At 33.8% G+C, this 23685-nt stretch carries 26 protein-coding genes; 5 read left to right on the forward strand and 21 right to left on the reverse strand.

The features are described from left to right. The 12 genes from ACP5SP_RS01025 to ACP5SP_RS01080 are packed head-to-tail and all read right to left on the reverse strand — an operon-like array spanning window position 1 to window position 9276. A complete protein-coding gene (locus ACP5SP_RS01025; protein WP_416084747.1) occupies window positions 1-558 on the reverse strand; it encodes a Maf family protein in 558 nt (185 codons plus the stop codon). Then, window positions 555-797, reverse strand: coding sequence for a DUF4321 domain-containing protein (locus tag ACP5SP_RS01030; RefSeq protein WP_428066468.1), 243 nt, complete (start codon window positions 795-797; stop codon window positions 555-557). Before ACP5SP_RS01030 ends, ACP5SP_RS01025 begins: the two co-directional genes overlap by 4 nt. Continuing rightward, entirely contained in the window at window positions 794-1315 is a 522-nt protein-coding gene (locus ACP5SP_RS01035) for a Gx transporter family protein (protein WP_428066466.1), read from the reverse strand. Before ACP5SP_RS01035 ends, ACP5SP_RS01030 begins: the two co-directional genes overlap by 4 nt. Next, window positions 1293-1664 (reverse strand): NusG domain II-containing protein, encoded by a 372-nt coding sequence (locus tag ACP5SP_RS01040; RefSeq protein ID WP_424586340.1) that lies wholly within the window; start codon window positions 1662-1664, stop codon window positions 1293-1295. Before ACP5SP_RS01040 ends, ACP5SP_RS01035 begins: the two co-directional genes overlap by 23 nt. After that, window positions 1651-2637, reverse strand: a complete 987-nt coding sequence (locus tag ACP5SP_RS01045) for an FAD:protein FMN transferase (RefSeq protein WP_428075874.1) — start codon at window positions 2635-2637, stop codon at window positions 1651-1653. The genes ACP5SP_RS01040 and ACP5SP_RS01045 overlap by 14 nt, the downstream gene beginning before the upstream one ends. Further along, on the reverse strand, window positions 2630-3652 hold the full coding sequence (gene amrS / locus ACP5SP_RS01050; RefSeq protein ID WP_428075876.1) for an AmmeMemoRadiSam system radical SAM enzyme: 1023 nt from the start codon (window positions 3650-3652) through the stop codon (window positions 2630-2632). Before amrS ends, ACP5SP_RS01045 begins: the two co-directional genes overlap by 8 nt. Before the next feature lies 1 nt (window position 3653). Continuing rightward, window positions 3654-5054, reverse strand: coding sequence for an NADPH-dependent glutamate synthase (gene gltA / locus ACP5SP_RS01055; RefSeq protein WP_416084753.1), 1401 nt, complete (start codon window positions 5052-5054; stop codon window positions 3654-3656). After that, window positions 5051-5881, reverse strand: a complete 831-nt coding sequence (locus ACP5SP_RS01060; RefSeq protein WP_428075878.1) for a sulfide/dihydroorotate dehydrogenase-like FAD/NAD-binding protein — start codon at window positions 5879-5881, stop codon at window positions 5051-5053. Before ACP5SP_RS01060 ends, gltA begins: the two co-directional genes overlap by 4 nt. Next, window positions 5866-6657: a TatD family hydrolase gene (locus ACP5SP_RS01065; protein WP_424586344.1), complete on the reverse strand. Its 792-nt coding sequence runs from the start codon at window positions 6655-6657 to the stop codon at window positions 5866-5868. The genes ACP5SP_RS01060 and ACP5SP_RS01065 overlap by 16 nt, the downstream gene beginning before the upstream one ends. Next, window positions 6657-8561, reverse strand: coding sequence for a methionine--tRNA ligase (metG, locus tag ACP5SP_RS01070; RefSeq protein WP_424586345.1), 1905 nt, complete (start codon window positions 8559-8561; stop codon window positions 6657-6659). The genes ACP5SP_RS01065 and metG overlap by 1 nt, the downstream gene beginning before the upstream one ends. A gap of 11 nt (window positions 8562-8572) precedes the next feature. Then, window positions 8573-8917, reverse strand: coding sequence for a roadblock/LC7 domain-containing protein (locus ACP5SP_RS01075; protein WP_416084757.1), 345 nt, complete (start codon window positions 8915-8917; stop codon window positions 8573-8575). Next, entirely contained in the window at window positions 8917-9276 is a 360-nt protein-coding gene (locus tag ACP5SP_RS01080) for a roadblock/LC7 domain-containing protein (protein WP_416084758.1), read from the reverse strand. The genes ACP5SP_RS01075 and ACP5SP_RS01080 overlap by 1 nt, the downstream gene beginning before the upstream one ends. 69 nt (window positions 9277-9345) lie before the next feature. Here ACP5SP_RS01080 and rsfS point away from each other — a divergent pair, with 69 nt between their 5' ends. The 3 genes from rsfS to pdo are packed head-to-tail and all read left to right on the forward strand — an operon-like array spanning window position 9346 to window position 11429. Continuing rightward, entirely contained in the window at window positions 9346-9705 is a 360-nt protein-coding gene (gene rsfS, locus ACP5SP_RS01085; protein ID WP_416084759.1) for a ribosome silencing factor, read from the forward strand. A 59-nt stretch (window positions 9706-9764) separates the two neighbouring features. Next, on the forward strand, window positions 9765-10733 hold the full coding sequence (gene trxB, locus ACP5SP_RS01090) for a thioredoxin-disulfide reductase (protein WP_416084760.1): 969 nt from the start codon (window positions 9765-9767) through the stop codon (window positions 10731-10733). A 15-nt stretch (window positions 10734-10748) separates the two neighbouring features. Then, window positions 10749-11429, forward strand: coding sequence for a protein disulfide oxidoreductase (gene pdo / locus ACP5SP_RS01095; protein WP_416084761.1), 681 nt, complete (start codon window positions 10749-10751; stop codon window positions 11427-11429). 65 nt (window positions 11430-11494) lie between these two features. Here the strand turns inward: pdo and argF are convergent, their stop codons facing one another. From argF to ACP5SP_RS01115, 4 genes are read right to left on the reverse strand one after another with little or no spacing between them, the layout of a single operon-like run. Continuing rightward, the gene (argF, locus tag ACP5SP_RS01100) at window positions 11495-12427 is read right to left on the reverse strand and encodes an ornithine carbamoyltransferase (RefSeq protein ID WP_424586346.1); all 933 of its coding nucleotides are present in this window, start codon (window positions 12425-12427) and stop codon (window positions 11495-11497) included. A 1-nt stretch (window position 12428) separates the two neighbouring features. After that, complete coding sequence (locus tag ACP5SP_RS01105; protein WP_428075880.1) at window positions 12429-13748, reverse strand: cyclic 2,3-diphosphoglycerate synthase; 1320 nt, start codon at window positions 13746-13748, stop codon at window positions 12429-12431. Window positions 13749-13782: 34 nt separating this feature from the next. Next, the gene (locus ACP5SP_RS01110; protein WP_424586348.1) at window positions 13783-14205 is read right to left on the reverse strand and encodes a hypothetical protein; all 423 of its coding nucleotides are present in this window, start codon (window positions 14203-14205) and stop codon (window positions 13783-13785) included. Between the two features lie 8 nt (window positions 14206-14213). Then, on the reverse strand, window positions 14214-15695 hold the full coding sequence (locus tag ACP5SP_RS01115; protein WP_424586349.1) for an SDH family Clp fold serine proteinase: 1482 nt from the start codon (window positions 15693-15695) through the stop codon (window positions 14214-14216). A 137-nt stretch (window positions 15696-15832) separates the two neighbouring features. Here ACP5SP_RS01115 and amrB point away from each other — a divergent pair, with 137 nt between their 5' ends. Next, window positions 15833-16627, forward strand: coding sequence for an AmmeMemoRadiSam system protein B (amrB, locus tag ACP5SP_RS01120; protein ID WP_416084766.1), 795 nt, complete (start codon window positions 15833-15835; stop codon window positions 16625-16627). Continuing rightward, window positions 16624-17202, forward strand: a complete 579-nt coding sequence (gene amrA / locus ACP5SP_RS01125) for an AmmeMemoRadiSam system protein A (RefSeq protein ID WP_416084767.1) — start codon at window positions 16624-16626, stop codon at window positions 17200-17202. The genes amrB and amrA overlap by 4 nt, the downstream gene beginning before the upstream one ends. A 19-nt stretch (window positions 17203-17221) precedes the next feature. Here the strand turns inward: amrA and ACP5SP_RS01130 are convergent, their stop codons facing one another. The 5 genes from ACP5SP_RS01130 to ACP5SP_RS01150 form a co-directional block, all read right to left on the reverse strand. Beyond that, window positions 17222-18424: an MFS transporter gene (locus tag ACP5SP_RS01130; RefSeq protein ID WP_424606544.1), complete on the reverse strand. Its 1203-nt coding sequence runs from the start codon at window positions 18422-18424 to the stop codon at window positions 17222-17224. Between the two features lie 173 nt (window positions 18425-18597). Continuing rightward, window positions 18598-20316 (reverse strand): ABC transporter ATP-binding protein, encoded by a 1719-nt coding sequence (locus ACP5SP_RS01135; protein WP_428066451.1) that lies wholly within the window; start codon window positions 20314-20316, stop codon window positions 18598-18600. After that, window positions 20313-22022 (reverse strand): ABC transporter ATP-binding protein, encoded by a 1710-nt coding sequence (locus tag ACP5SP_RS01140; RefSeq protein WP_424586352.1) that lies wholly within the window; start codon window positions 22020-22022, stop codon window positions 20313-20315. Before ACP5SP_RS01140 ends, ACP5SP_RS01135 begins: the two co-directional genes overlap by 4 nt. Continuing rightward, on the reverse strand, window positions 22009-22560 hold the full coding sequence (locus ACP5SP_RS01145; RefSeq protein WP_428066448.1) for a DUF6580 family putative transport protein: 552 nt from the start codon (window positions 22558-22560) through the stop codon (window positions 22009-22011). The genes ACP5SP_RS01140 and ACP5SP_RS01145 overlap by 14 nt, the downstream gene beginning before the upstream one ends. Window positions 22561-22568: 8 nt before the next feature. After that, window positions 22569-23684 carry an FAD-dependent monooxygenase gene (locus ACP5SP_RS01150; protein ID WP_428075883.1) on the reverse strand — a complete coding sequence of 372 codons (1116 nt, stop codon included), beginning with the start codon at window positions 23682-23684 and terminating at the stop codon, window positions 22569-22571. Window position 23685: the final 1 nt, after the last annotated feature.

Consider the following 23685-nt stretch of genomic DNA (forward strand, 5'->3'; position numbering starts at 1 on the left):
TTACACCTCTTCCATCATATTTAAGATTTCATAAACCTTCAAAACTGGTATCCCTATTACATTGTCAACGGGTCCTAAGACCTCATCAATGAAAATTGAACCAAGTCCCTGTATTGCATATCCACCCGCCTTATCAAGGCCCTCAGAACTGTCAACGTATTTTTCAATAACTTCCATATCAACTTCTTTTCTAAAATGGACTACAGAAATTACGTAATCAATTATACTAAATTCCCCTTTTAAAGCAACAATTCCTGTAATTACGCGATGATTTTTCCCAAGAAGTTCCTTAATCATTTTAAAATTCTCCAGTTTGTCTTTTGGCTTTCCGAATATTTTTCCGTTTAACTCAACTATAGTATCCATACCAATTACGATAAGATTATTGTTTTTACTTATTTCATATGCCTTCATGTATGCATTGTATATAACAGTTTTCACTGGATCTCCTTCAAAAACTTTTTCAGCAATTTCGACTGTTTTAATATCAAAATCAAAACCAAAGTTTTTTAGATATTCAATGCGCCTTTTAGAAGTACTTGCAAGAATAAATTTCATGTTAAAGTGAAAAACAAAATAAAAATAATAACCCCAATAATCGATCCAACATTAAGTTGAACATTCACTCCAAAGGTTAATTTTATAAACAAAAGATCCAGATCCATTGCTTTAATTCCAAAATTCAATCCGTAGTCAAATACAGGAAATACTTTTCCAATAAATATACCAAGAGCCGTCCCAATAATAAGGCCCAAAATCAAAAAAATAAAGAACCTTCCATAAGAAAACTTCCTCATTGCAGTTTCAACCTATTATATACAGTATGAGATAAAATTCCAACAACAAAACCTACCACTCCACCAATAGGAATAAGGAAGAAAAGATAATAGATAAAAAAAGAATTTTTGGTAACAAGATAGACAAAAATTACCTGCGAAACATTATTTATAATTCCTCCAAGCGCAGAGATTCCTTCTATGCTCATTTTTTTCCTAAATAAATAATGGGCAACTGACATCACAATAGAAGCGCTTACCCCACCAAAAAAACTTGTTCCAAAAGATATCCAATTGAATGCTCCTCTAAACACTTGACTTACAATTGTTCTAATAATTGCAACAAGAATACCGTATGTACCATTAAAAAGTAATATTGCAAGAACTGTTGAAACATTTGCAAGTCCAAGTTTTGCACCTGGTAACAAAGGGAAAATCTGAACTGGTTCAATAAGATTGAGTACCACTCCTATTGAAATAAGAAGTGAAAGATATACAATTGTCCGAATTTTTGATTTAGTAGGAAACTGAATCAACACTAAAATTACCCCCTGTAATCGAAATACTTATTCTATTTGGAAGACAAACAATTGATTCACCAATATGACTAATCCATCCTTGTTTTATACATAATTTATCAGGACATGTTGAGTCGATTACTCTAACCTTATCTTGAACGATTTCTAAAAAAAGATACCCTTCATTACTTTTAATCATCATTGTGCTCTTTTTCAAGTCTTTAAAAAGAGGAATCTTTTGGTAAAGTTTGCCATCAACTATAATAACAACATACTTGGAAGAATTTCCATTATGAGTTAATCTTATGCCAATTCCTAAAACAAGAGAAACAACTACTATTAATAAAATTATTTTGTCACCAATTTTCAAGAGTAATCAGCCCCTTCAAGTTATCCGTATAAAAGATATTCAAGTTTTTATCAATAACAACAGCTTCTGCATTAAATTCTTTTGCTAATTTAAAAGCACCATCCCTTCCTTCAACAAACATTGCGGTTGAAAGAATATCACCAATATATCCAACATCTGTAATAGAGGTTGTTGAAATAACTTTACTTGCAGGTCTGCCAATTTTGGGATCGAAAATATGGCAGTATCTTGCTCCATCGTATTCAAAGAAGCGCTCATAATCGCCTGAAGTTGCCACAAAAGAGCCACTTTTAACCTGAACTACCGCAATAACCCCATTACTTCTTGGATGCTTTATACCTATTTTAAAAATCTCATCTGGATTTTTACTATATACCAAAACATTTCCACCCATATTTATTATTGCTTTTTCTACTCTATTTTTAGTTAAAATTTCCTTAATCTTATCAAGAGAGTAACCTTTTGCAATACCGCCTAAATCGATTGCTTCGCCACTCCTTTTTAAAAAAATTTTACTAGCAGAAATCTCAAGATCGTTTATATCAGTTAATTTAAGTGCAGATGATATTTCGTTATCACTGGGGATTCGGAAATCCCCTGACTTAAATCCCCATATTTTAATAACTGGTGCTATCATTATATTAAAACTCCCATCCGTCTTAAAGTACATTTCCTTTGCTTTTTTGATAACATCAAGTGTTTCAGGTGAGACATCAACAGGTTTAATACCTGCGTTATTATTTATTTTCGAAACTTCTGAGTTAGGGTTAAAATCATCAAACAAGAGATTGAGACGATTTATTTCATTTTCTATTTCGCTAACTACTTTGTATCTATTAATCCCCCAAACTTTTATATCAATAACAGTATTCATACTGTAAATTTCAACAGAATAAGAGAGCTTTGCAAAGTAAAAGACAAAAAATAACAATGCTAAAGCTAAAAAAATTATTGAAATTAATTTTCTATTCAATGATACCTAAATCCTCCCCACAAAAATCACACTTTCCGCCATGAGTATGATTCTCAATAATTTCAAATCCAGACCTTCTTATGACTCTTCTCTTACATTTTGGACAATATGTATCCTCATATGGATGACCTGGAACATTACCAATATAAACAAAGTCTAATCCTTCACTTATTGCCATCTCTCTAATTTTTTCAAGGGTTTCAATAGGTGTTGGGTAAAGATACGCAAGATCAAGGTAAGGAAAGAAACGTGTTATATGTAAGGGAGTTTTCTTGCCCAAATTATCCCGAATAAACACCACAAGGTTTCTAAGTTCATCAATATTATCATTGATTGTAGGAATTATGTTTGTAACAATTTCAATGTGCATATTCCAACGTTCTTTTGCATAGATTACGCTTTCAAGAATTTTATGGAAATCAAAGATTGGGGTAATTTTATTGTAAGTTTCTTGTGAAAATGCCTTTATATCAACTCTAAACACATCAAGATAAGGCCCAATCAGATCGAGTCCTTCTTTTGTAATTGAACCATTTGTAACATACACTGTATATAATCCGTTTTTCTTTGCAAGCTGGGCAGACTTATAAGTATACTCGAACCATATTGTGGGTTCATTATATGTCCATGCTATCCCTTTAGCATTATACCTAACTGCTAAGCGAACTGCCTCCTCTGGTGGAATTTCCTCCGAGATTAAAGAAAAATCAAAATTTGGGTCTTTTATACGAGAAATTTCATAATTTTGACAGCCACGGCAACGGAAATTACAACCCCATGTACCAAAAGAAAGCACAAGGCTTCCTGGATAATAATGAAAAACTGGTTTTTTCTCAATAGGATCAAGCGCCCAAGAAGACACATATGAATTGAGAAGTGTGTAGAGTTTTCCATTTTTATTTATTCTTACCTTGCAAATTCCCGATCTACCTTCAGGAATAACACATCTAAAATTACACAAATTACAACGTACTTTATTTCCCTCAAGAGGTTCCCAGAGGAGGGCCTCAAACATTTTAAATCTCTCCCTTTATGAATCTATCAATTGATTTTGCTGCAAGACGGCCTGCACCCATTGCAGTAATAACCGTTGCAGCACCTGTAACGATATCACCACCTGCAAAAACACCCCTAACAGATGTTTGTAAATTTTCATCAACAAGAATCTCACCATGTTTTCCAATTTTTAATCCTTCTGTTGTTTTTGCAATAATAGGATTAGGAGTTGTGCCAATTGCAACAATTGCTTCATCTATATCAATTGTAAATTCGGAACCTTCTATTGGAATTGGTCTTCGCCTCCCAGAGCTATCAGGGTCGCCAAGTTGCATCTTTATACATTCAACTTGCTTCACAAAACCCTTTTCATCACCAATATACCTAACTGGATTTGATAATAAAATGAATTCTATACCTTCTTCTTCAGCATGAACTATCTCTTCGGCTCTTGCAGGCATTTCTTCTCTTGATCTTCGGTATATTAAATATACATGTTCTGCACCAAGTCTTAGGGCCGTCCTTGCAGCATCCATTGCAACATTACCGCCGCCAATAACAGCAACCCTTCTTGCCTTCTTTATTGGAGTATCAAATTCTGGAAATTTATATGCCTTCATAAGATTAACCCTTGTAAGAAATTCATTTGCAGAATAAATCCCGCCTAAGTTTTCTCCTGGGATATGCATAAATTGTGGAAGTCCTGCACCTGTTCCCAGAAAAACCGCTTTGTATCCGTCATCAAAAAGACCTTGGATTGTCCTTGTACGTCCTACAAGAAAATCAAATACAAATTTTACTCCCATTTTTGATAACATTGATATCTCTTCTTCAACAATTGATTTTGGTAATCTGAATTCCGGAATACCATAAACCAAAACTCCGCCTGCAACATGAAAGGCTTCAAAAATTGTTACATCGTAGCCCATTCTTGCAAGATCAGCCGCACAAGACAAACCTGCAGGACCAGAACCAACTATTGCAACTTTAATTCCTTTTTCCTTTTCTTTTTTGGGAATAGTAATTTCACCTTTTCTTCTTTTTTCCAAATCCCAATCAGCAACAAATCTCTCAAGACGCCCAATACCAACAGGATCGCCAACTTTCCCCATTACGCAAACAGCCTGACATTGTTCTTCTTGAGGACATACTCTCCCTGTTACTGCAGGCAAAAGATTTGAATCATGAATTATGTCAATTGCAAGATCAAATTTCCCCTCCTTAATTGCCTTTATAAAAGAAGGAATATTAATATGGACAGGGCATCCGTCTATACAGGGATGAGTAGGACACTGTAAACATCGCGAAGCTTCCAAAATAGCTTCTTCTTTGGTATATCCAAGAGGAACCTCAAGGAAATTATTCTTTCTCTCATGAGGTTCTTGTTCTTTCATTGGAGTAAGTTTTTTATTAAGATTCATTTTACTTCCTCCTTCCACTTTTCGAATGATAATTTTTCTTCTTCTTTGTAGATGTTAAGCCTTTTCATCAATTCATCAAAATCAACCGAATGTGCATCAAAATCTGGACCATCAGAGCATGTAAATTTTGTTTCTCCATCGACAGTTACCCTACATGCACCACACATACCCATTCCACAAACCATTAACGAGTTTAAACTTGCAATTGTTTTTATGTTATATGGTCGGGTCATGTCAGAAACTGCTTTCATCATTATCGCAGGACCGATAGTGAATACTCGCTTTATATCATTCTCCTCTTCAAGCACTCTCTTCAGAACATCTGTAACAAATCCCTTCTCACCATAACTTCCATCATTTGTAGAAATGAGAAGTTTATCAGATACAGAGCGCATTCTTTCTTCCCAAAATACATAATCTTTGGATCTGTATCCAATAATACTTATAACTTCATTTCCCTTACTTTTGAGTTTTCTTGAAATTGGATAAATTGGAGCAATTCCAATTCCACCACCTACTACAACCACTTTTCCAAAACTTTCAATTTCTGTTGGATTGCCAAGCGGTCCAAAAACATCAGCAAGAGAATCTCCTTCTTTTTTTGTTCCTAAAAGATGGGTTGTTTTTCCAATTTTCTGAAAAACAATTGTAATAGTTCCTTGAACCCTATCAAAATCAGCAATTGTTAAAGGAATTCGCTCACCTTTTTCGTAAACTCTAACAACAACAAACTGCCCTGGTTCTGCAGTTTTTGAAACGTTCGGAGCATCAAGTTCCATAAGAACCATTTCAGGTCCTAAAATTTCTTTTCTTAAGATTTTAAACATGCTACCTCCTTCCCCATTGTTAAACTTGTCTTTTTAAATATTTCAAAGAAATTATTACAAACAATCTTATAGAGAGTATCCTTTCCGATACCTCTTAAATTTGCAAAATAGTCATAAATAATTTCAACATTATGAGGCATATTCTTTTTTCCTCTCAAAGGAACTGGAGTTAGATACGGAGAATCAGTTTCAAGAAGAAGCCTATCAAGAGGTACAATTTTTGCAGCTTCTCTTAATTCGTCTCTTTTGTTAAATGTAATCATACCAGAAAATGAGACATAAAACCCCATATCTAAAACCTTTTTTACCTCTAAAACACCATAATCAAAAGAATGAAAGACACCTTTAAAATACCCCTCATCATATAAAATAGAGATTGTGTCGAAAAAAGCATCCCTCGAATGGATAACGATAGGTATATTCATCTCCTTTGCAAGCCTAATCTGTTTTCGAAAACCTTCAACCTGACTTTCTTTAGGGGTTAAATCTCTAAAATAATCAAGTCCAATTTCTCCAAGAGCAATGGTTTTAGGCTCTAAAAGTATTTTTTTTAAATTGTTAAGTGTATCTTTGTTTAATTTATCTATATCGTAAGGATGAAAACCACAAGTTGAAAAGGCATTATCGAAATTTTTTGCTAATTCAACACTTTCGATTGAACTGAGAAGATCGTATCCAACAATATTTACTATGATATCTTTTTTCTCAAAGATTTCTTTTATTTCGGCTTCATTATAATATTCCTTAAATACATGTGCATGTGAGTCAATTATCATCAACTTATTTTTGCTCCTTCTTCTATGTCCTTATCCACAGTGAGGAGTGAAAGGTTTTCTTTGTTAGAAGTAGAGGCCGCAAGAAGCATTCCTTGAGACGTAATTCCCATAAGTCTTCTCTCTTCAAGATTTGCAACAATTACGATTTTTTTCCCTATAAGTCCTTCTTCTGAATAAAACTTACCAATACCTGCAACAATTGTCCTTTCTTCCTTTCCTAAAGAAACCTTTAATTCAATCAATTTATCAGAATTTTTTACACGCTTTGCACTTAATATCTTTGCAACCCTAAGATCAAGTTTTGCGAAATCATCATATTTTACTTTAGAAATTTCAATTACATTGTCCTCATTTTCTTCGGTCTTTTTATCAAGGTCGATTTTTTCTTTTTCAAGCCGTGGAAAAATCGGTTCAAATAAATTCAAAACATTTTTCTTTAAAATTTGACCATCATATTCACTAATATTCCTATTTTCTACCCCAAACTCATCGAGAATAAAGGCAGTTATATTCGGCATAAATGGCTGCAAAAGCACAGATACATAAGCAATCCCCTCAAGGAGAGTATCTAAAACTACATTAAGCTTGTCAGTTTCTTTTGAAAGTTTCCACGGTTCCTTTACTTGGATATAGTTATTTAGATAAGAGATAATTTCAAAGACCCTATCCAAAGCAAATGACAAGGCATATTTTTCCATATGTTCTTTGTATTGGTTAAATTTACTTTTAGCAAATGCTACAAATTCATCATCAACACTATATGGTGGCACTTCAAGATTTCTGTATTTTGAAAGCATATTCAAAGTTCTGTTAATTAGATTTCCGTAGTCGTTAGCAAGATCAGAATTGTATCTTCTGAAGAAAGATTCCATTCTAAAATCACCATCTAAACCAAAGATTGCTTCTCTTGAAAGATAGTATCTTAAAACATCGACGCTTTTTGCAAACGTAATATTTGAAAGTTTCGAAAAATTCTCCGCAAATTCAACAGGATCAACGACATTTCCGAGAGATTTTGACATTTTCATACCTTCAAGATTCCAAAAACCGTGTGCAAAAATCTTTTTGGGTAAAGGCAAACCCATACTCATTAACATCGCAGGCCACACAATACCATGGAATCGTGTAATATCTTTTCCTATTAGATGTAAATCTGCAGGCCAATACTTACTAAACATCTCTTTATTTGTTAGGTATCCTATAGCGGAAACATAATTAATAAGCGCATCATACCAAACATAAATAGTATGCTCTTCATCAAATGGTACATGTATACCAAACTTAAAAGATTTTCTTGTAACTGAAATATCTTGCAATCCACCTTTCAAAATATTCAAAAGTTCATTATACCTAGATTCAGGCTCTACAAATTGAGGATTCTCTAAATAAAATTTAAGCAAATCATCCCTATACTTACTTAACCTAAAGAAATAATTATCTTCGGACAATCTTTGTACTTCTCCTCCACAGTGAGGGCATTTTCCTTCCACTAACTCCGAATCCTTCAAAAAAGTCTCATCTCTTACGCAATACCAACCTTCATAAGTACTTAGATAGATGTCACCTTTCTCATACATCTTTACGAAGAAATCTTTTACAACTTCTGTATGATCAGGATCACTTGTGCGAATAAACCTTGAGTAGGATATGTTAAATCTATCAAATATAGTCTTCCAAAGACTTGCAGCTTCATCAACAAACTTTTGAGGATCAATCCCTAATTCTTTTGCCTTTGCCTCAATTTTTTGGGAGTGTTCATCAGTTCCAGTGGAAAAGAAAACATCAAAGTTAGACAACCTTTTATATCTTGCAATTACATCGGCAGCTATTGCCTCAGAAACAGATCCAATATGTGGCTTAGAATTAACATAATAGATTGCAGTGGTAATATAAAACTTTTCCATAAAATACTCCTTTATCTTATATTTTCAATTTGTTGAATAGCATTCGACATTTCAAACTTAATCATTCCCAAATTACTAACATTACTTGCAAATATAACTAATAAATCCCCATTTTTGAGACTGTTGAAAATTATTCTTCCAACACTTCCATTTATAAAACAATCAGCGAACTTGCCCATTTTTGTAGAATCAAGCAAATCATTGAGATATCCTTTTAAAGATGCAAGTGTATAAGATAGTTCAATCGGGGGATTGTCAAGACTCGAGTTAACATAGAGAAGATTTCCTTCACCATCGAGAAGATAAACGCCTAAAACTCCGGAAAGATTTTTTAACTTAGAGAGAATTTTTTCCATTATTTCATCATCTCCTCAATTTTTGGTAAATATTTTTTGAATTCGATTCTTATTTTCCCAAGATTTATTGGTTCTCTTGCAATAACAAATAAATAGCAATCGTAAATAAGAGGTGCCCCAAAAACACCATACCCTTCAGAAAGAACAAAAAATTCTTTTGCTTTTCCCAAAGATAGATTCTTTAACGATCTTTCAACAATACTGAATATTGATGAGATTTCTGCACTTGCAAGTGCTGACTCAACACTTTCCTTTGCATACATTGAAACAGGAAGTCCATCTTTACCTGTAATGCCAACGAAAATTGATTCGCTAATTTCTTCACCTAAAGATTTAATAATGTTTTCCAAATTGTCCATTTTTACCTCCGATACAATTAATTATACCAAAATTTCATTTAAATGTTATTATTCTGGTATAATATGAATATGAAAGGTAAAACTCTTGCAAATTTTATTGTAAAGGTAATTGAAGAAAAGAAAGGCGAAGATATCAAGGTCCTCGATGTCAAAAAACTCACTATTATTACTGATTATTTCGTAATTTGTACTGGGAATGTCTCAGAACATTGCGACGCAATTTCGTACGAATTGGAAGAAAAACTTAAAAAGAAAAAAATAATGCCCATCTCAGTAGATAAAGGCACTGACTCAAGTTGGATTGCAATGGATTACGGAAGCGTAATTGTGCACATTATGACTGAGGAAAAGAGAAGATTTTATGACCTTGAAAGAATTTGGGAAGAAGTAAGCCCAAAGATTACCTCTAGAAGAAAGTCAAAATCTTGACAAATTTATTTAAATTAATATAATACTTCGGAAGTAATATTTTTTAGGAGGCTTTATTTATGGATGAATTTTTCTCTATTCATGAGGTCAAAAAAGAAAAACTTGATATAGAGGAAATTTATGACCTCGCAATAGTAGGTGGTGGCCCTGCAGGTCTTACTGCTGCAATTTATGCTGCCCGTTTCAGATTAAAATTTGTTTTGTTTGAAAAAGTTGCAATAGGTGGACAAATTGCAGTAAGCGAATGGGTAGAAAATTATCCAGGTTTTCCGGAAGGTATATCGGGTGCTGACCTTGTAAATTTATTTAAGAAGCAAGCAGAAAGATTTGGCACAAATATTGTTCTTACTGACGTAAGAAAAATAGAAAAAGTAGATGACCTTTTTTACCTTGAAACTGAATACGGAAAAATCAGATCTTGGACAGTAATACTTGCAACAGGTGCAGAGCCTGTAAAACTTCCTGTTCCAGAAGAGGAAAAATTCAGAGGAAGAGGAATCTCTTACTGTGCAACATGTGATGCAGCATTTTTCAAAAATAAAACTGTTGCAGTTATCGGAGGTGGAGACACCGCAATACACGATGCACTAACTCTATCGAAATTTGCTGATAAAGTAATTGTAGTTCATAGAAGAAAGGAGCTTAGAGCAACCAAAATATTGCAGGAAGCAGCATTTTCAAATCCAAAGATATCTTTTGAACTAGAATACATTCCGGCTCATGTTCTTGGAGACAAAAAGGTAGAGGGTCTCGAGATTGAACATGTTATTACTAAAGAACATAAAACTCTTAAAGTTGATGGAGTGTTTGTAGCAATAGGTGAAAAACCAAATTCAGACTTAGTTAAAGGGCTTGTAAACCTTGACGATAGAGGATTCGTAATCACAAATATGAAAATGGAAACAAGTCTAACTGGTCTTTATGCTGTAGGAGATGTAAGAAATACACCACTGAGGCAAGTTATAACTGCTTGCGGTGATGCTGCAATAGCAGCAGCCGAAGTTGATAAATATATTAAAAATCTATAATCAAGAGGTGAGAAAATGGAAAGATTATTAAAAGAAAAAGATGTAGAGTACATTAAAGACTTATTCGAAAAGAACTTGAAGGACGAGGTAACACTAACATTGTTTCTTGAAACTAATGGACCAAAAGTAACTAAATTTAACGAACAATACCTTCCTTATACGGAAGAAATCGCAAAAGAAGTTGCCGAACTTTCTCCTAAAATAAAGTTAAATATCTACAAAGATAATGAAGAAAAAGAAAAGGAATATGGAGTAAAGGCAATATCAGCACTATTTATTGAGGGTCCAAAGACAAACAAGAATATAGTTTACTATGGAATACCTTCGGGACACGAATTCTCTTCTCTCTTAGAGGATATAATTGATGTCTCAAAAGGTGAAACAGAACTCCCTGTTGATATTAAAGAAAAGGTAAGAAAAATTTCGAGCTCCGTTGAAATTCTAGTATTCGTGACTCCAACTTGTCCATATTGCCCAAGAGCAGTAAGAACAGCTCATCAGTTTGCACTCGAAAATCCCAACATTATTGGTGCAATGGTTGAAGCAAATGAATTTCCAGATTGGTCAAACGAATTCAATGTCTATGCAGTTCCAAAGATAGTTATAAATGGTGGTAAGGCAGAATTTGAAGGAGCACTTCCAGAAGATGCATTCCTCCAGTCTGTTTACGAAGCCCTTGGAATAAAGCTAATATAAAAAGCAATTTATTTACTATCTAAAAAAGCCCCCTATTGGGGGCTTCAAAAATTTCAAAAGACTAATTAGATCAAAAGCGAAAGGATCGCCTTTTGAATATGGAGCCTATTTTCTGCTTGGTCAAAGACAACAGAATGAGGACCATCAATAACTTCGTCAGTTATCTCTTCACCACGATGAGCAGGTAAACAATGCATTACAATAACATCATCTTTTGCATGAGTTAGAATACTTTCATTTATCTGATATGGCTTCATAATTTGAACCCTCTTTTCATGTTCAGCTTCTTGTCCCATAGAGGCCCATACATCTGTATATACAACATCTGCATCTTTCACGGCAAAAGTTGGGTCATTTGTTATCTCGACTTTAGCTCCGGACTTCTTTGAAAAGTTAAGTGCAATATCAACAACCTCTTTAGCTGGTTCAAAACCCTTTGGGCTTGCAACTGAAACATTAACACCAAGAATGCTTCCACCTATCAAAAGCGAATTTGCAACATTGTTCCCATCACCTAGATAAGCAAGTTTTATTCCCTCTAATTTGCCTTTTTTCTCCTTTATTGTAAGAAAATCTCCAAGAGCTTGACATGGATGAGAAAAATCTGAGAGTGCATTTATAACTGGAACTTTAGAATATTCTGCCAATTCTTCAAGAGTTTTCTGAGCAAAAACTCTAGCCACTATCCCTTGTACCATCCTTCCCATAACTCTTGCTGTATCAGGGACTGTTTCGCCTCTTACAAGTTGTAAATTTGAGGTTTCAAGAATCAATGGAAAAGCTCCTAGTTCGTGAATTGCAACCGCAAAGGAAATTCTTGTACGTGTTGAAGGTTTTTCAAATAACACTGCGACTGTTTTTCCGTCAAGGAGTTTTTCTTTTTTCCCTGCGTAGTAATCAACCTTTAATTTTTCTCCTTGAAATATAAACTCCTCAAGCTCTTCTTTTGTAAAATCCTTTAAACAAAGCAAAGATCTTCCTTTAAGATTCTTTGACATATTAACCTCCAAACTTTTCAGTCAAAATATCTTTTAAGTCAGGCTTCCCAATCTCTTGCAATTCATATCTAACCCTTACTGCTGGTTTGTTTATTTTAATTACCCTTCTCAGATCAATTGGAGTGCCAATTACAACTACATCAGCAGGAATTGAGTTAATAGTCTGCTCAAGTTCTCTAATCTGAACATCACTATAACCCATAGCAGGTAATACATCTTTTGTTTGGCTGTATTTCTCATAAGTCGACTTTATTGAACCCACAGCATAAGGAACTGGCGAGATTATTTCGCTTGCACCAAGCTTTCTTGCAGCAATATAACCTGCCCCATAGCTCATTTCACCATGTGTTAATGTTGGGCCATCTTCAACCACAACAACCTTCTTCCCTCTCACAATTTCGCCATTATCAACAAATATAGGTGATGCTGCATCAATGATAACTGCATTAGGATTTACCTCCCTTGCATGGTTTCTTACAAGCTCAATCGATTCAAAATCTGCAGTATCTTCTTTGTTAATTACAATAACATCTGCACTTCTAAAGTTAGTTTCACCTGGATGGTATGTGAGCTCGTGTCCCGCACGTAATGGATCTGCAACAACAATTCTAAGATCTGATTTATAGAATGGGAAATCATTATTTCCACCATCCCAAACAATTATATCTGCTTCTTTTTCTGCTTCTCTTAATATCTTTTCGTAGTCAACACCTGAATATATTACTGCACCTAAATCGATATGAGGCTCATATTCTTCACGCTCTTCAATAGTACATTTATATCTATCAAGATCCTCATATGTTGCAAAACGTTGAACTGCCTGTTCTACAAGATTTCCATAGGGCATCGGATGCCTAATCGAGACAACCTTTTTGCCCATCTCACGGAGGATTCTAACTACTTTTCTTGTTGTTTGGCTCTTTCCTGAACCAGTACGAACCGCACAAACAGAAACAACTGGCTTAGTTGACTTCACCATTGTTGCATCAGGTCCCATTAGCCAGAAGTCTGCTCCGTTCGCTAGTACAATTGAAGCCTTATGCATAACATATTCGTGTGGCACATCGCTATAAGCAAATACTACTCTATGAACATTTAACTCCTTAATTAGCTTAGGAAGATCTGATTCAGGATAAATAGGAATACCATTTGGATAAAGTTCACCTGCAAGTTCCTTTGGGTAAACTCTCCCTTCGATATTAGGAATCTGTGTTGCGGTAAATGCAACTACTTCATACTCAGGTCTGTTTCTAAAAAATACATTGAAGTTGTGGAAGTCTCTACCTGCTGCACCCATGATAATTACTCTAACCTTTTCCATAAAACACCCCTTTCTTAAATTTCTCTTAAAAATTTCATTTTTGCTCCTTATTATACAAGATTTCTTCAATTTTTGCTTTAATTTCTTCTTGCCTATTGTTAAAATTTAGGAAAGCAAGTATCAGGGATATGAAAGGCCAAAATAAACTAAGAATGCCTTCTATATACATACTCTTTGAAATGTAATAATATCCAAAGAAGATAAATATGATCCAGCGGAACTTGTTTATTTGCCACAAGATATATGAAATTTTCAAATTAATAAATCTTAGACTTACAAAACCCCAAAGTACATTCAAAATATAAACTGTAGTAATTAGAATGTGCCATTTAACGAAATACATTAATGGAGGTATAAGTATTTCTGTTGCATAAATCGGAAGATTTGCCCATTCACCGCTTCTTCCATCTATGTAAGCTCTGTTTTCTCCTTTAGTATGCTTTTCGATGTTCCACATTTTATACCTCAGAACTTTATGTTGTAAACAAGCAAAAATGCAAGAATTTGCAAAATGTATTTACTTACAACTTCAGGTGGAGTTGTATCTATTTCAATTTCTATAGTCTGAGTAAGTTCTCTAACGGCTTCAACAATCCTTCCAGCTATAACCTCTGAAACAGGCTTTGAAAATGCCTTCTCTTTTCTTATTCTATTAAAGGCAACTGAGTAAATTGCATTCTCATCTTTAAAGTTTTTAAGGAATATATCCTCAAGTAATTCGAGAGAAACTTGTGCAATATCGTTTTTTTCCTGTTCAGGCATTGGCGGAAGACTTGCAAGAGATTGACTTAGGAACTGTCTTATTGCAAGTGAGATCTTTTGGACGTCAGTGACATTTTGTAAGGTTTGTCTCAACGGTTCAACAAGAGAATATGCCTTATAAACAATGAATGTTATGTAGCCAAGATAGCTATCAACATTCAGCAATCGTTTGATTTGTTCCATAGATACAACTCTTATAGCTCTTTCAATTCCACTTTGACCAAGTATTCTTAGCATTTCTTTAGTGATAACATACATCATTTCAAACAAATCATAGCTTTCTCCAAATCCAATATAGAGGTTTAAAAGTTTTGCATCATCTCTTGAGATTACCTGACCATGGTTTTGGAAATTCCATACAAGTGCATGCGCCGTTTGAGAAGCGAGAATTACACGTTCTCTTTCGGGCTTATCTTTAAACATGTATCTAAATAAAAAATTGTAAGCATACTGTTCCCCAGTTGTAAGCGCCCTATAACACATATTTACAACGGTAGGATTGATTTGTTGCACAATCGGAACAAGATAACTCATTGCTGTATTCATAGCAATATCTACAGCATCTTCACGTTTAATAGGGACGGTCTGTGCAATATCTTGAGCCATTTTTAATGCAAGCGGAAAGAAGTCTGTTACGAATTTTCCATAAAGTTGCATAAATGGATAGTATCCCTCAAGCGCTGATATATGAAGATTTTCAATCAAGGGATGTTCCATTTGCATATCGAGAGGACCAATTTCAGATTGAGGTCCCATGATAATTTCATCAGAAGCAAGAGTCATAAGTGTTGCAGCAGATTTAGCAAAAAGAGGGACAACAGCTTTTAACTTCTTGCATTTAGAGCGAACTATATTCATCATTTGATACGCAGGGTGAGGATATCCACCATTTGACAAAATCACCATGTCAATTCGAGTTTCTTCTGGAGGAGTTGTAATTTTATTAAGTTGATCAATAAGATCGAAAACATCATCTCTATCAATTGGCGCTCGCTCGTTATAGACAAGAAAAAGAATATATCTTGTTTCTTTTTGGGGTTTTTCTCCAGTGGGAGGAATAGGTGTATGAAGTGGCAAATTCTCTTTTGTTTCTTCTGTGGCTTTGGACTCTTCCTTTTCTTCACTTTTTTCGGGTGTTTCATTTGCCTCATTTATCTCTTCTTTCCTTTTTTCTTCTTCATCCATAAGGACCTCCCTAAATTTATTTAATTTCTAAATTATTATACATACATACTCAAGTTTATACAAATTTTTTTAATTTTTCTTAAAAAATCTTTGCTAAAGTGAATAAATCTGTGGTATAATTAACTAAGGAGGACCACATGAAAATAAGGGAGCAAGCAGTAGCGGGAGCCTTTTACCCGGAAGATAGAGAAGAGTTAAAAAGCATGATTAGAAGGTTCGTAGAAAGCTCTCCACTCGAAGATCTTGATAATATAAAGGCACTAATCGCACCACATGCAGGGTATATCTATTCAGGACCAATCGCAGGCTATAGCTACAAACAACTAATGAATTTGGATTATCTTAAGAATATCAAAGTTATAATAATTGCTCCTTCACACTATGCTTATTTCCATGGGGCTTCTGTAGGTCTTTTTGATGCATACAAAACTCCTTTGGGTTTTGTGAATGTTTCAAAAGATGCACAAAAATTACTTCAACTTGAAGAATTCCATTTTATACTTGACGCACATCTTGAAGAACACAGCATCGAAGTTCAACTTCCTTTCTTGCAATATACCTTGCCGCGCTTTGAAATTATTCCTATTCTCTATAGCGAAATTTCAGTAGAGTCGCTTTTAAAAGGTATAATGACCATTTTTGATGAAAATACAATACTTGTTGTTAGTACCGATTTAAGCCATTATTATCCCTATGAAATCGCAATAAAAAAGGATTCACACTGCATTAAGGCAGTTCAAGAACTTAACAACAAATATTTAGCGAATTGTGAGGCATGCGGAAAGACAGGTATTGCAACTGTTATTCACTTCGCAAAGATAAACAATCTGAAAAGCAAAATACTTAAATATGCAACAAGTGGGGATACAGCAGGTCCAAAATCACAAGTAGTAGGTTATTTATCAGCAGTATTTTATGGAGGAATCTCATGAATACAAACGATAAAATCCTCCTTCTAAAACTATCAAGAAAAACAATCGAAACCTATTTGAAGGAGCATAAAAAACTAAAGATTACAAGAGAGGAATATCCAAATGAAGAATTTTGGAAAGATAGAGGTACTTTTGTTACCTTAACAGAAAATGGATCACTTAGAGGTTGCATTGGAACGATATACCCTATAAGGCCACTCATATTGGATGTCATCGAAAATTCAATAAATGCTGCTTTTAAAGATCCTCGCTTTTACCCACTTGACGAGACAGAACTTCCCTATGTCGATATCGAAATATCAATACTAACAGTTCCGGAAAAAATATATTTCAAAGATACAGAAGAGCTATTTGCTAAAGTAATTCCTTTTAAACATGGTGTTATTATAAGAAAAGGATTTTATCAGGCTACATTTTTGCCACAAGTTTGGGAAGAGCTGCCAAATCACAAAGACTTTTTTACCCATCTTTGCTTAAAAGCTGGATTAAACGGCGATTGCTTTAAAGATAAAAATTTAGAAGTTGAAGTTTATACTGTTGATGCTTTTAGCGAAAGAGGAATGGGCCTGAGGTAATCCAGGCCCATAAAAAATCCTAATCTCTTGCCAATTGATATGTATCAGGATCTTCAAAGATAAAACCTAATAAAATTATTATAGACATTGGAATCACACCAAAAGATATAACAGAACTTAAATAACTGTGAGCTAAGGAGCCAATCAATGGAAAAATAGTTCCACCTATATTTGCAAAAATAAGAATGATTCCACTCCCAATACCAGCATTTTCCGCTCCAACTTTACTAAAAGCGCTTGGCAAATGAAGTCCCAAAGGATATATAGGAAAGAGCGCTATACCAAGAATTGTTGAAATAAGTAATAGAGTTGAAAAACCATTTATATAAACACTTAAAATAAGCATTGAAATCACAACAGTAGGAAGCACAATGAAAAATATTTTAACTCTTTTTACCCTATGACTAAAATCGGGAATTGTCATAGCACCAATTAAACAACCAATAAGGATAAATGCATTTATGAATGATGCTTTTGTTGGGTCAAGGGCCTTAAAAGCAACATTAAGTTTAGGATACCACCCAGCAAGCCACTTAAACACTCCAATATCAAAGAGAGAAATAAAAGATAGAACAATAAGCGATTTATTTGAAAATACAAGCTTAAAGCCCTCGCTTAAAGGTAACTTTTTGTTTAATTTGCCATTCATAAGTCTATCATCCCAATTTCTGATAACAACGATATATAAAGTAGCAATTAAAAAGGACACAATTGAAGTAACAAAAAGGAATTTATAGAAGCCAATCTTTTCAACAAGAGGATAGGAGATGAAAAAGGCTAAAATTTGCCCTAAAGTAAGAAAAGCTGTAAAATAAGCAGTAGTTTTCGAAGCTTTATCTTTTGAGAAAAGCCTATAAGATAAAGGAGACCAGGAAGTAAAAGCAAAGGTTGCGCTTAAGGCAAAACCAAAATGCGCAACAAGCATTAAAGTAAAATTGTACGAGAAGATTGACCTTAAAACTGTAAAAACACCTAAAAGAATTGACGCAACCGTGGTTGATCTTTTAGGACTTGAATCTCCAAAACTCCCTGCAAAATAAGAAAAAATTACAAGCGAAAAAGGAACAGCCGAAAGCAAAAGCTCAGAAAAAACTGGTTTAACATCCATAGTTTGTTCAATTACAGGCTTTAAAAGCGGAGCCCACATAAACCAGTTAAAGCCAATGAGCATAGTAATGAAACCAAAAAGCACAAAAATCAATACACTTTTCTTATTCTCCATTTTTCCTCCTTCAATTTTAAAATTTTCTTAACATACACTCTTACCTCTTGACAAACAATTCAAAAAATGTATACTATCATCCAAGTAAGTACAGATATTCGCCACCGAATACCTGATACCTACCTCCTTTCTTATTCATGCCAGGGAAGGTGCCCCCATCACCTTCCCATTTTTTATTTGTATTGCGATTTATAGAATTCATAGTAAAGACCCTTTTTCTCAAGTAGCTGCTCATGGGTTCCTTCTTCAACAATTCGTCCTTTGTTTAGTACATAAATTCTATTAACGTGCCTTATAGTCGAAAGTCTATGCGCAATAATTATAGAAGTCCTGCCCTCCATAAGAATCTTTGTACCCTTTTCAATGAGTTCTTCTGTATGTGAATCAATAGAAGATGTTGCCTCATCTAAAATTAAGATTCTTGGATTATGAATAAGAGCTCTTGCAAAAGAAATGAGTTGGCGCTCACCCATCGAAATATTCTTTCCTTCAGTAGATAATTCTGTATATAAGCCGTTTGGTAATCGTTGAATGTAATCATAAATTCCAAGCATATTGCAGACCTTCTCAACATCTTCTACTGAATAGTTATCACCAAGTGTTATATTATCAAGCACAGTTCCTCTGAAGATAAACACATTCTGTAACACCATACCAAGATATCTTCTAAAATTACTTTTACAAGCAAATTTAAGATCGTGATCATCAATCGCAACAGTACCATAAGTTGGATCATAAAAACCAAAAATTAAATTAGCTATGGTTGTTTTGCCTGCCCCTGTAAAACCAACTATTGCAACACTTTCCCCTTTTTCTACCTCAATATTCACACCTTTAAGAACATCGTTAGAATTATCATAAGAAAAGAAAATATTATCTAGAGTTACCTTTCCTTTTACCTCAAATCTTTCGCCACTTTCAAAATTTTCTTCAATTTCATTTCCTTTTATAAACTCATCAATTTTTACCATCGAGGAGATTGCATTTTGCAAAATCGAAAACTTATCAGAAAGATCACCTAATGGCCCGTAGAGATATGAAAGATAACTGGAAAACGAAATTATTGTGCCTATTGTCCCATGTCCTTTTATTGTAAAGATCCCTCCAACAAGCACAAGCAAGAAAATCGAAATATAAGAAGAAATATTAACTGATTGTCTTAATATAACATTTGTAACTTGAGATTTATAAAAGTTATCTCTAAAATCTTTTGCATATCCTTTGAACTTCTCAATTACACCTTTTTCCATATTAAAAATCTGCACTACATGGATCCCAGTTAATACTTCCTGCATATGGATATTCATCTTTGTTAAGGCATCACGCACCTTTTCATATATTCTTTCAACAATATTACCCAAATAAAGGGCAAAGATTACAGCAATCGGCAAGGGTGAAAGGACAATAAGACCGAGCCCTGGGTTTATAAATATAAGAAAACCAACGGCAAGTGTAATAAATAAAAGATCAGCAAACAATGAGACAAGCCCTGCATTTAGAAGATCATTCATATTTTCAACATCATTTGTAATGCGAGTTATTATTTTCCCGGAAGGTTCCTTTGAAAAAGAAGCAATTTTGAATCTTGCTACCGTATAAAACAAATCATGTCTTATATCTTGCATTATTCTTTGTCCTGCATAATTTCCCACATATATTTGTGTTAACTTAAAGATTATATTCGCAATAACAGCAATAAGAACAAAAGCAAGAAAGTTTTTAATGTTTCCGAAATCCTTTGTAGCAATAAGGGTGTCTATAACATTCTTAATAAGATATGGAATAATAGCAGAGGTAATCGAAGAAACAACCATTCCAATAAAGGTAATAAGAAGTAGAACTTTGTATTTTAAAAAATATGGAATAAATCTTTTTATAGATTCTCTTCTCATAAATTAGCCTCAAGAAGTTGTTTTCTGTAAAGATGATAGAAATACCCTTCTTTTGCGATTAGTTCGTTGAATGTACCTTCTTCAATAATTCTTCCATCAACAAGCACAAAAATGCGATCTGCGATAAGAAGGGAGCTCAGCCTCTCAGAAGTCATAATGACTGTAAGTCCATTTTTTATGAAATATTCTTCAAGATTTCTGATAATGTTATTTTCAGTCTTGAAGTCAACGCTTGCAAGGGCATCATCAAGGATAAGATACGGACGTTTAGTCAACAATGCACGTGCTATTGCAATCCTCTGTCTTTCTCCACCAGATAAAGTTATTCCTTGTTCTCCAACTATAGTGTCGAAACCATCTTTAAAAGTCATTATATCATCATAAATACATGCAACTTTTGCAACATTTTCAATTTCATCTCTTGTTGCATCAGGATTGCCAACTTTTATGTTATTGTGTATAGTATCAGAAAACAAGAATCCTTCCTGAGGAACATAAGCAAATATTTTCTTTATGCTCTCAAATGAAATATCGTTAATGTCTACGCCATCGTAATAAATTGAACCTCTTTTTGCGTCAACTATTTTAAGAAGTAAATTTATCAAGGTCGTCTTACCAGATCCGGGTGCACCAGTAATGCCTATTACCTCACCTTTATTTATGTTGAGGCTAATGCCTTTGAGAACTTCAATATTTCCATCAAAGGAGAAGCTCAAATCTTTTATATGTATTCTATCTATGTTGCTAATTAATTTCCCTAATTTCTCTTTTGGCTGATTTAGCACCTCTTCAATTCTTGAAAGAGATGCAGTTGCCCTTTGGTAAAGAGCGATAGAAAATCCTACTGCCATCATCGGCCATGTTAAAGTTTCTATATATTGAAAGAAAGCAGCTATAGTACCCATCCCTACAATGCCCTTAATATATAGAATCCCACCATAAAAGATGAGTATAAGATTTGCTGTATTTATCATGAAGTTTACGATTGGATCAAAGAAGCCGTCGAGTTTTACAAGTCGCATGTTTTCCTTCAAGTACTCCTGATTGACGTTATGAAAAATTCGCGTAAAATATTGCTCTTTAACAAATGCCTTGATAACTCTAATTCCATTAACAAGTTCTCTTACGCGTACGCTCATATCTGCAAATATCATATTGATCCTTTTATAAATTTTGTGAATCTTTGTCCCAAAATTCAAAGCAAGTGGAAAGAGAAATAGAAGAGGAAGGCTTACAGCAATTGTAAGTTTAAGATTCATTCGAGCCATAAACACAAATGTAGTTATTCCCAAAACAAATACATCAATAATTGCAAGGAATCCCATAATTAAAAACATTCTAACAGCCTGAGTATCGTTTGTTACTCTCGACATCAAGTCTCCTATTTCGAATTTTTCAAGAACTTTGCGTTTAAAAAAAACAAAATTTTCGAAAATTTTGTTTTTGAGCTCGTAATCAAAACTCAAGACAGCCTTACGAAGTAAGCTTTGGTAAACAAACCTGAGACTAACTATTCCAAAAGCAAGAATAATAATATAGATGGAAAACTTAATAAGATTATTTATATTCTTTTGAGAGATACTGTCAATAGCAAATCTTGTAAATTGTGGAAGATAAACCTGTGCAAAATCAACAATTATTAAAAGAGAAACAATTGCAATGTATCTTAAAAATTCTTTTTTGAAATACTCTTTAAGCGTTTTCATTACTTAAAAATTCTTTTGAAACCTCTTTTCCAAAGCCTAATTCATTAACAGTTACAAATACTATAAAAGAAAATGCAAAGTTAAATAATGCTTGATTTCTAAGAAATGGTAAACCTGCAAGCATACAGCTAATATAACCCGCAATAGTTTTAGGATAAAAATTAAAAACAAAGAAAACAAGGCTGTTCGTAATGAAATAAAAGACAAGCGTACCAACAATCTCCATTATAACAACATTGAGGACTTTCTTACCTCGAAGCATGTATTGAGTTAGTATAACTAACAACCAGCCAAAAATTACGATTACTTCCCATCTAAAATCAAATGGAATATGTAATACAACATTTAACAATACATCAGAAATAACCACAAGAAGTGGAATTATTGATAATGCAACCTTTTTATCGTAACTAAGTAAAGTAAAAGCAATCAAACTTGATAAAAACTCAACATTTGGAAGCTTAAATGGAATAAGTCTGTAGAACACGGAAACTAATGCAAAAAAAATAAACACTGCCAATTTTAAATTCCTTTTCATGATACCTCCTAAATTATTTTAAGTAATTTCAAAATTAACATTGCAATTTTTACCTCAATATGCTTCGATTTTGAGAATCTTTCAAACACAGATTTATAAGATAAATATCCTGTTTCATTTTGAGAATTTACAACAAATTCGAGAATATGCGGTTTAAAAATAATACTTTTTAATAGCGAAAGCATTGGATAGAATACGCTTGAAAGGATTAACGCATATTTAAATTCCTCAAAGATAGTTGCATTTAATTTTTCAACATAATTTGCGAAAGAAAAGCTTCCTTTATCGAAATTTTCCTTAATTGACTCTGCAAGTAGTTTTGAAGAATAAATGGAATGATAAATACCCGCTGCGTTGAATGGATCAACAATGGAACCAGCCTCGCCAACAAGGACAACTCTTCCTTTGAAGATATTTAAATCCTTATCCCACAGAGAAATGGGATATACTTTTATCGGCACGACTGTTTTATCTACAAGATTTGACAAGCCTCTTTTATAATACTTCTTTAAGGATCCTGCACCAACAGATGTAACATTATTTTTATCAAATCTCCATCCATAACCAAGGGAAAAATCTCCTAAAAACACGTTTAAACTTTCCCCATAATCGATTTTCGGAATCTCTTTTTCTTCTGCAATTACTATTTTTGATTTTTTGTTAAGACCTGAAAGAACTGAAACAATACTTCCAATACCATCTGCACCTACAAGGAGTTTAGTTTCATAAATATTTTTGTCAGTTTTTACAATAATGTTATTCTTGCTTTCCTCAAACGAAATAAATCTTTCGTTGTAATGGATATTAATACCTCTACGCAGGCTTTCATCAAACTGGCTACGCATAACTCCGTACGCAAAAGGCTCATCAAATTTTGCTGATGCAACAAGTTTTCTTTTATAAAAGACATTGAATAAGTTATAAGAGGTATATGGGAAATTACTTTTAACACCTTCTGGCAAAATGTCAAAAATTCCCTTTGGAAGTCCTCCTGCACAGGTTTTGTCCCTAAAATGTTCGCCTCTCTCAATAACAAGCGTTTCAATATTATAATTACCCAGAAAATGGGCAAGTGTTGCACCAGCAGGACCACCACCAATTATTATTACATCATGCTTTTCCATA

It is taken from the genome of Caldisericum sp., assembly GCF_049967455.1.
GTDB classification, from domain to species: domain Bacteria; phylum Caldisericota; class Caldisericia; order Caldisericales; family Caldisericaceae; genus Caldisericum; species Caldisericum exile_A.

Coding starts and splice junctions, on each gene's coding strand:
- ACP5SP_RS01025 (WP_416084747.1), bottom strand. CDS start 558: ATGAAATTTATTCTTGCAAGTACTTCTAAAAGGCGCATTGAATATCTA.
- ACP5SP_RS01030 (WP_428066468.1), bottom strand. CDS start 797: ATGAGGAAGTTTTCTTATGGAAGGTTCTTTATTTTTTTGATTTTGGGC.
- amrS (WP_428075876.1), bottom strand. CDS start 3,652: ATGTTTGAGGCCCTCCTCTGGGAACCTCTTGAGGGAAATAAAGTACGT.
- gltA (WP_416084753.1), bottom strand. CDS start 5,054: ATGAATCTTAATAAAAAACTTACTCCAATGAAAGAACAAGAACCTCAT.
- ACP5SP_RS01060 (WP_428075878.1), bottom strand. CDS start 5,881: ATGTTTAAAATCTTAAGAAAAGAAATTTTAGGACCTGAAATGGTTCTT.
- ACP5SP_RS01065 (WP_424586344.1), bottom strand. CDS start 6,657: ATGATAATTGACTCACATGCACATGTATTTAAGGAATATTATAATGAA.
- metG (WP_424586345.1), bottom strand. CDS start 8,561: ATGGAAAAGTTTTATATTACCACTGCAATCTATTATGTTAATTCTAAG.
- ACP5SP_RS01075 (WP_416084757.1), bottom strand. CDS start 8,917: ATGGAAAAAATTCTCTCTAAGTTAAAAAATCTTTCCGGAGTTTTAGGC.
- ACP5SP_RS01080 (WP_416084758.1), bottom strand. CDS start 9,276: ATGGACAATTTGGAAAACATTATTAAATCTTTAGGTGAAGAAATTAGC.
- rsfS (WP_416084759.1), top strand. CDS start 9,346: ATGAAAGGTAAAACTCTTGCAAATTTTATTGTAAAGGTAATTGAAGAA.
- trxB (WP_416084760.1), top strand. CDS start 9,765: ATGGATGAATTTTTCTCTATTCATGAGGTCAAAAAAGAAAAACTTGAT.
- pdo (WP_416084761.1), top strand. CDS start 10,749: ATGGAAAGATTATTAAAAGAAAAAGATGTAGAGTACATTAAAGACTTA.
- argF (WP_424586346.1), bottom strand. CDS start 12,427: ATGTCAAAGAATCTTAAAGGAAGATCTTTGCTTTGTTTAAAGGATTTT.
- ACP5SP_RS01105 (WP_428075880.1), bottom strand. CDS start 13,748: ATGGAAAAGGTTAGAGTAATTATCATGGGTGCAGCAGGTAGAGACTTC.
- ACP5SP_RS01110 (WP_424586348.1), bottom strand. CDS start 14,205: ATGTGGAACATCGAAAAGCATACTAAAGGAGAAAACAGAGCTTACATA.
- ACP5SP_RS01115 (WP_424586349.1), bottom strand. CDS start 15,695: ATGGATGAAGAAGAAAAAAGGAAAGAAGAGATAAATGAGGCAAATGAA.
- amrB (WP_416084766.1), top strand. CDS start 15,833: ATGAAAATAAGGGAGCAAGCAGTAGCGGGAGCCTTTTACCCGGAAGAT.
- amrA (WP_416084767.1), top strand. CDS start 16,624: ATGAATACAAACGATAAAATCCTCCTTCTAAAACTATCAAGAAAAACA.
- ACP5SP_RS01130 (WP_424606544.1), bottom strand. CDS start 18,424: ATGGAGAATAAGAAAAGTGTATTGATTTTTGTGCTTTTTGGTTTCATT.
- ACP5SP_RS01135 (WP_428066451.1), bottom strand. CDS start 20,316: ATGAGAAGAGAATCTATAAAAAGATTTATTCCATATTTTTTAAAATAC.
- ACP5SP_RS01140 (WP_424586352.1), bottom strand. CDS start 22,022: ATGAAAACGCTTAAAGAGTATTTCAAAAAAGAATTTTTAAGATACATT.
- ACP5SP_RS01145 (WP_428066448.1), bottom strand. CDS start 22,560: ATGAAAAGGAATTTAAAATTGGCAGTGTTTATTTTTTTTGCATTAGTT.
- ACP5SP_RS01150 (WP_428075883.1), bottom strand. CDS start 23,684: ATGGAAAAGCATGATGTAATAATAATTGGTGGTGGTCCTGCTGGTGCA.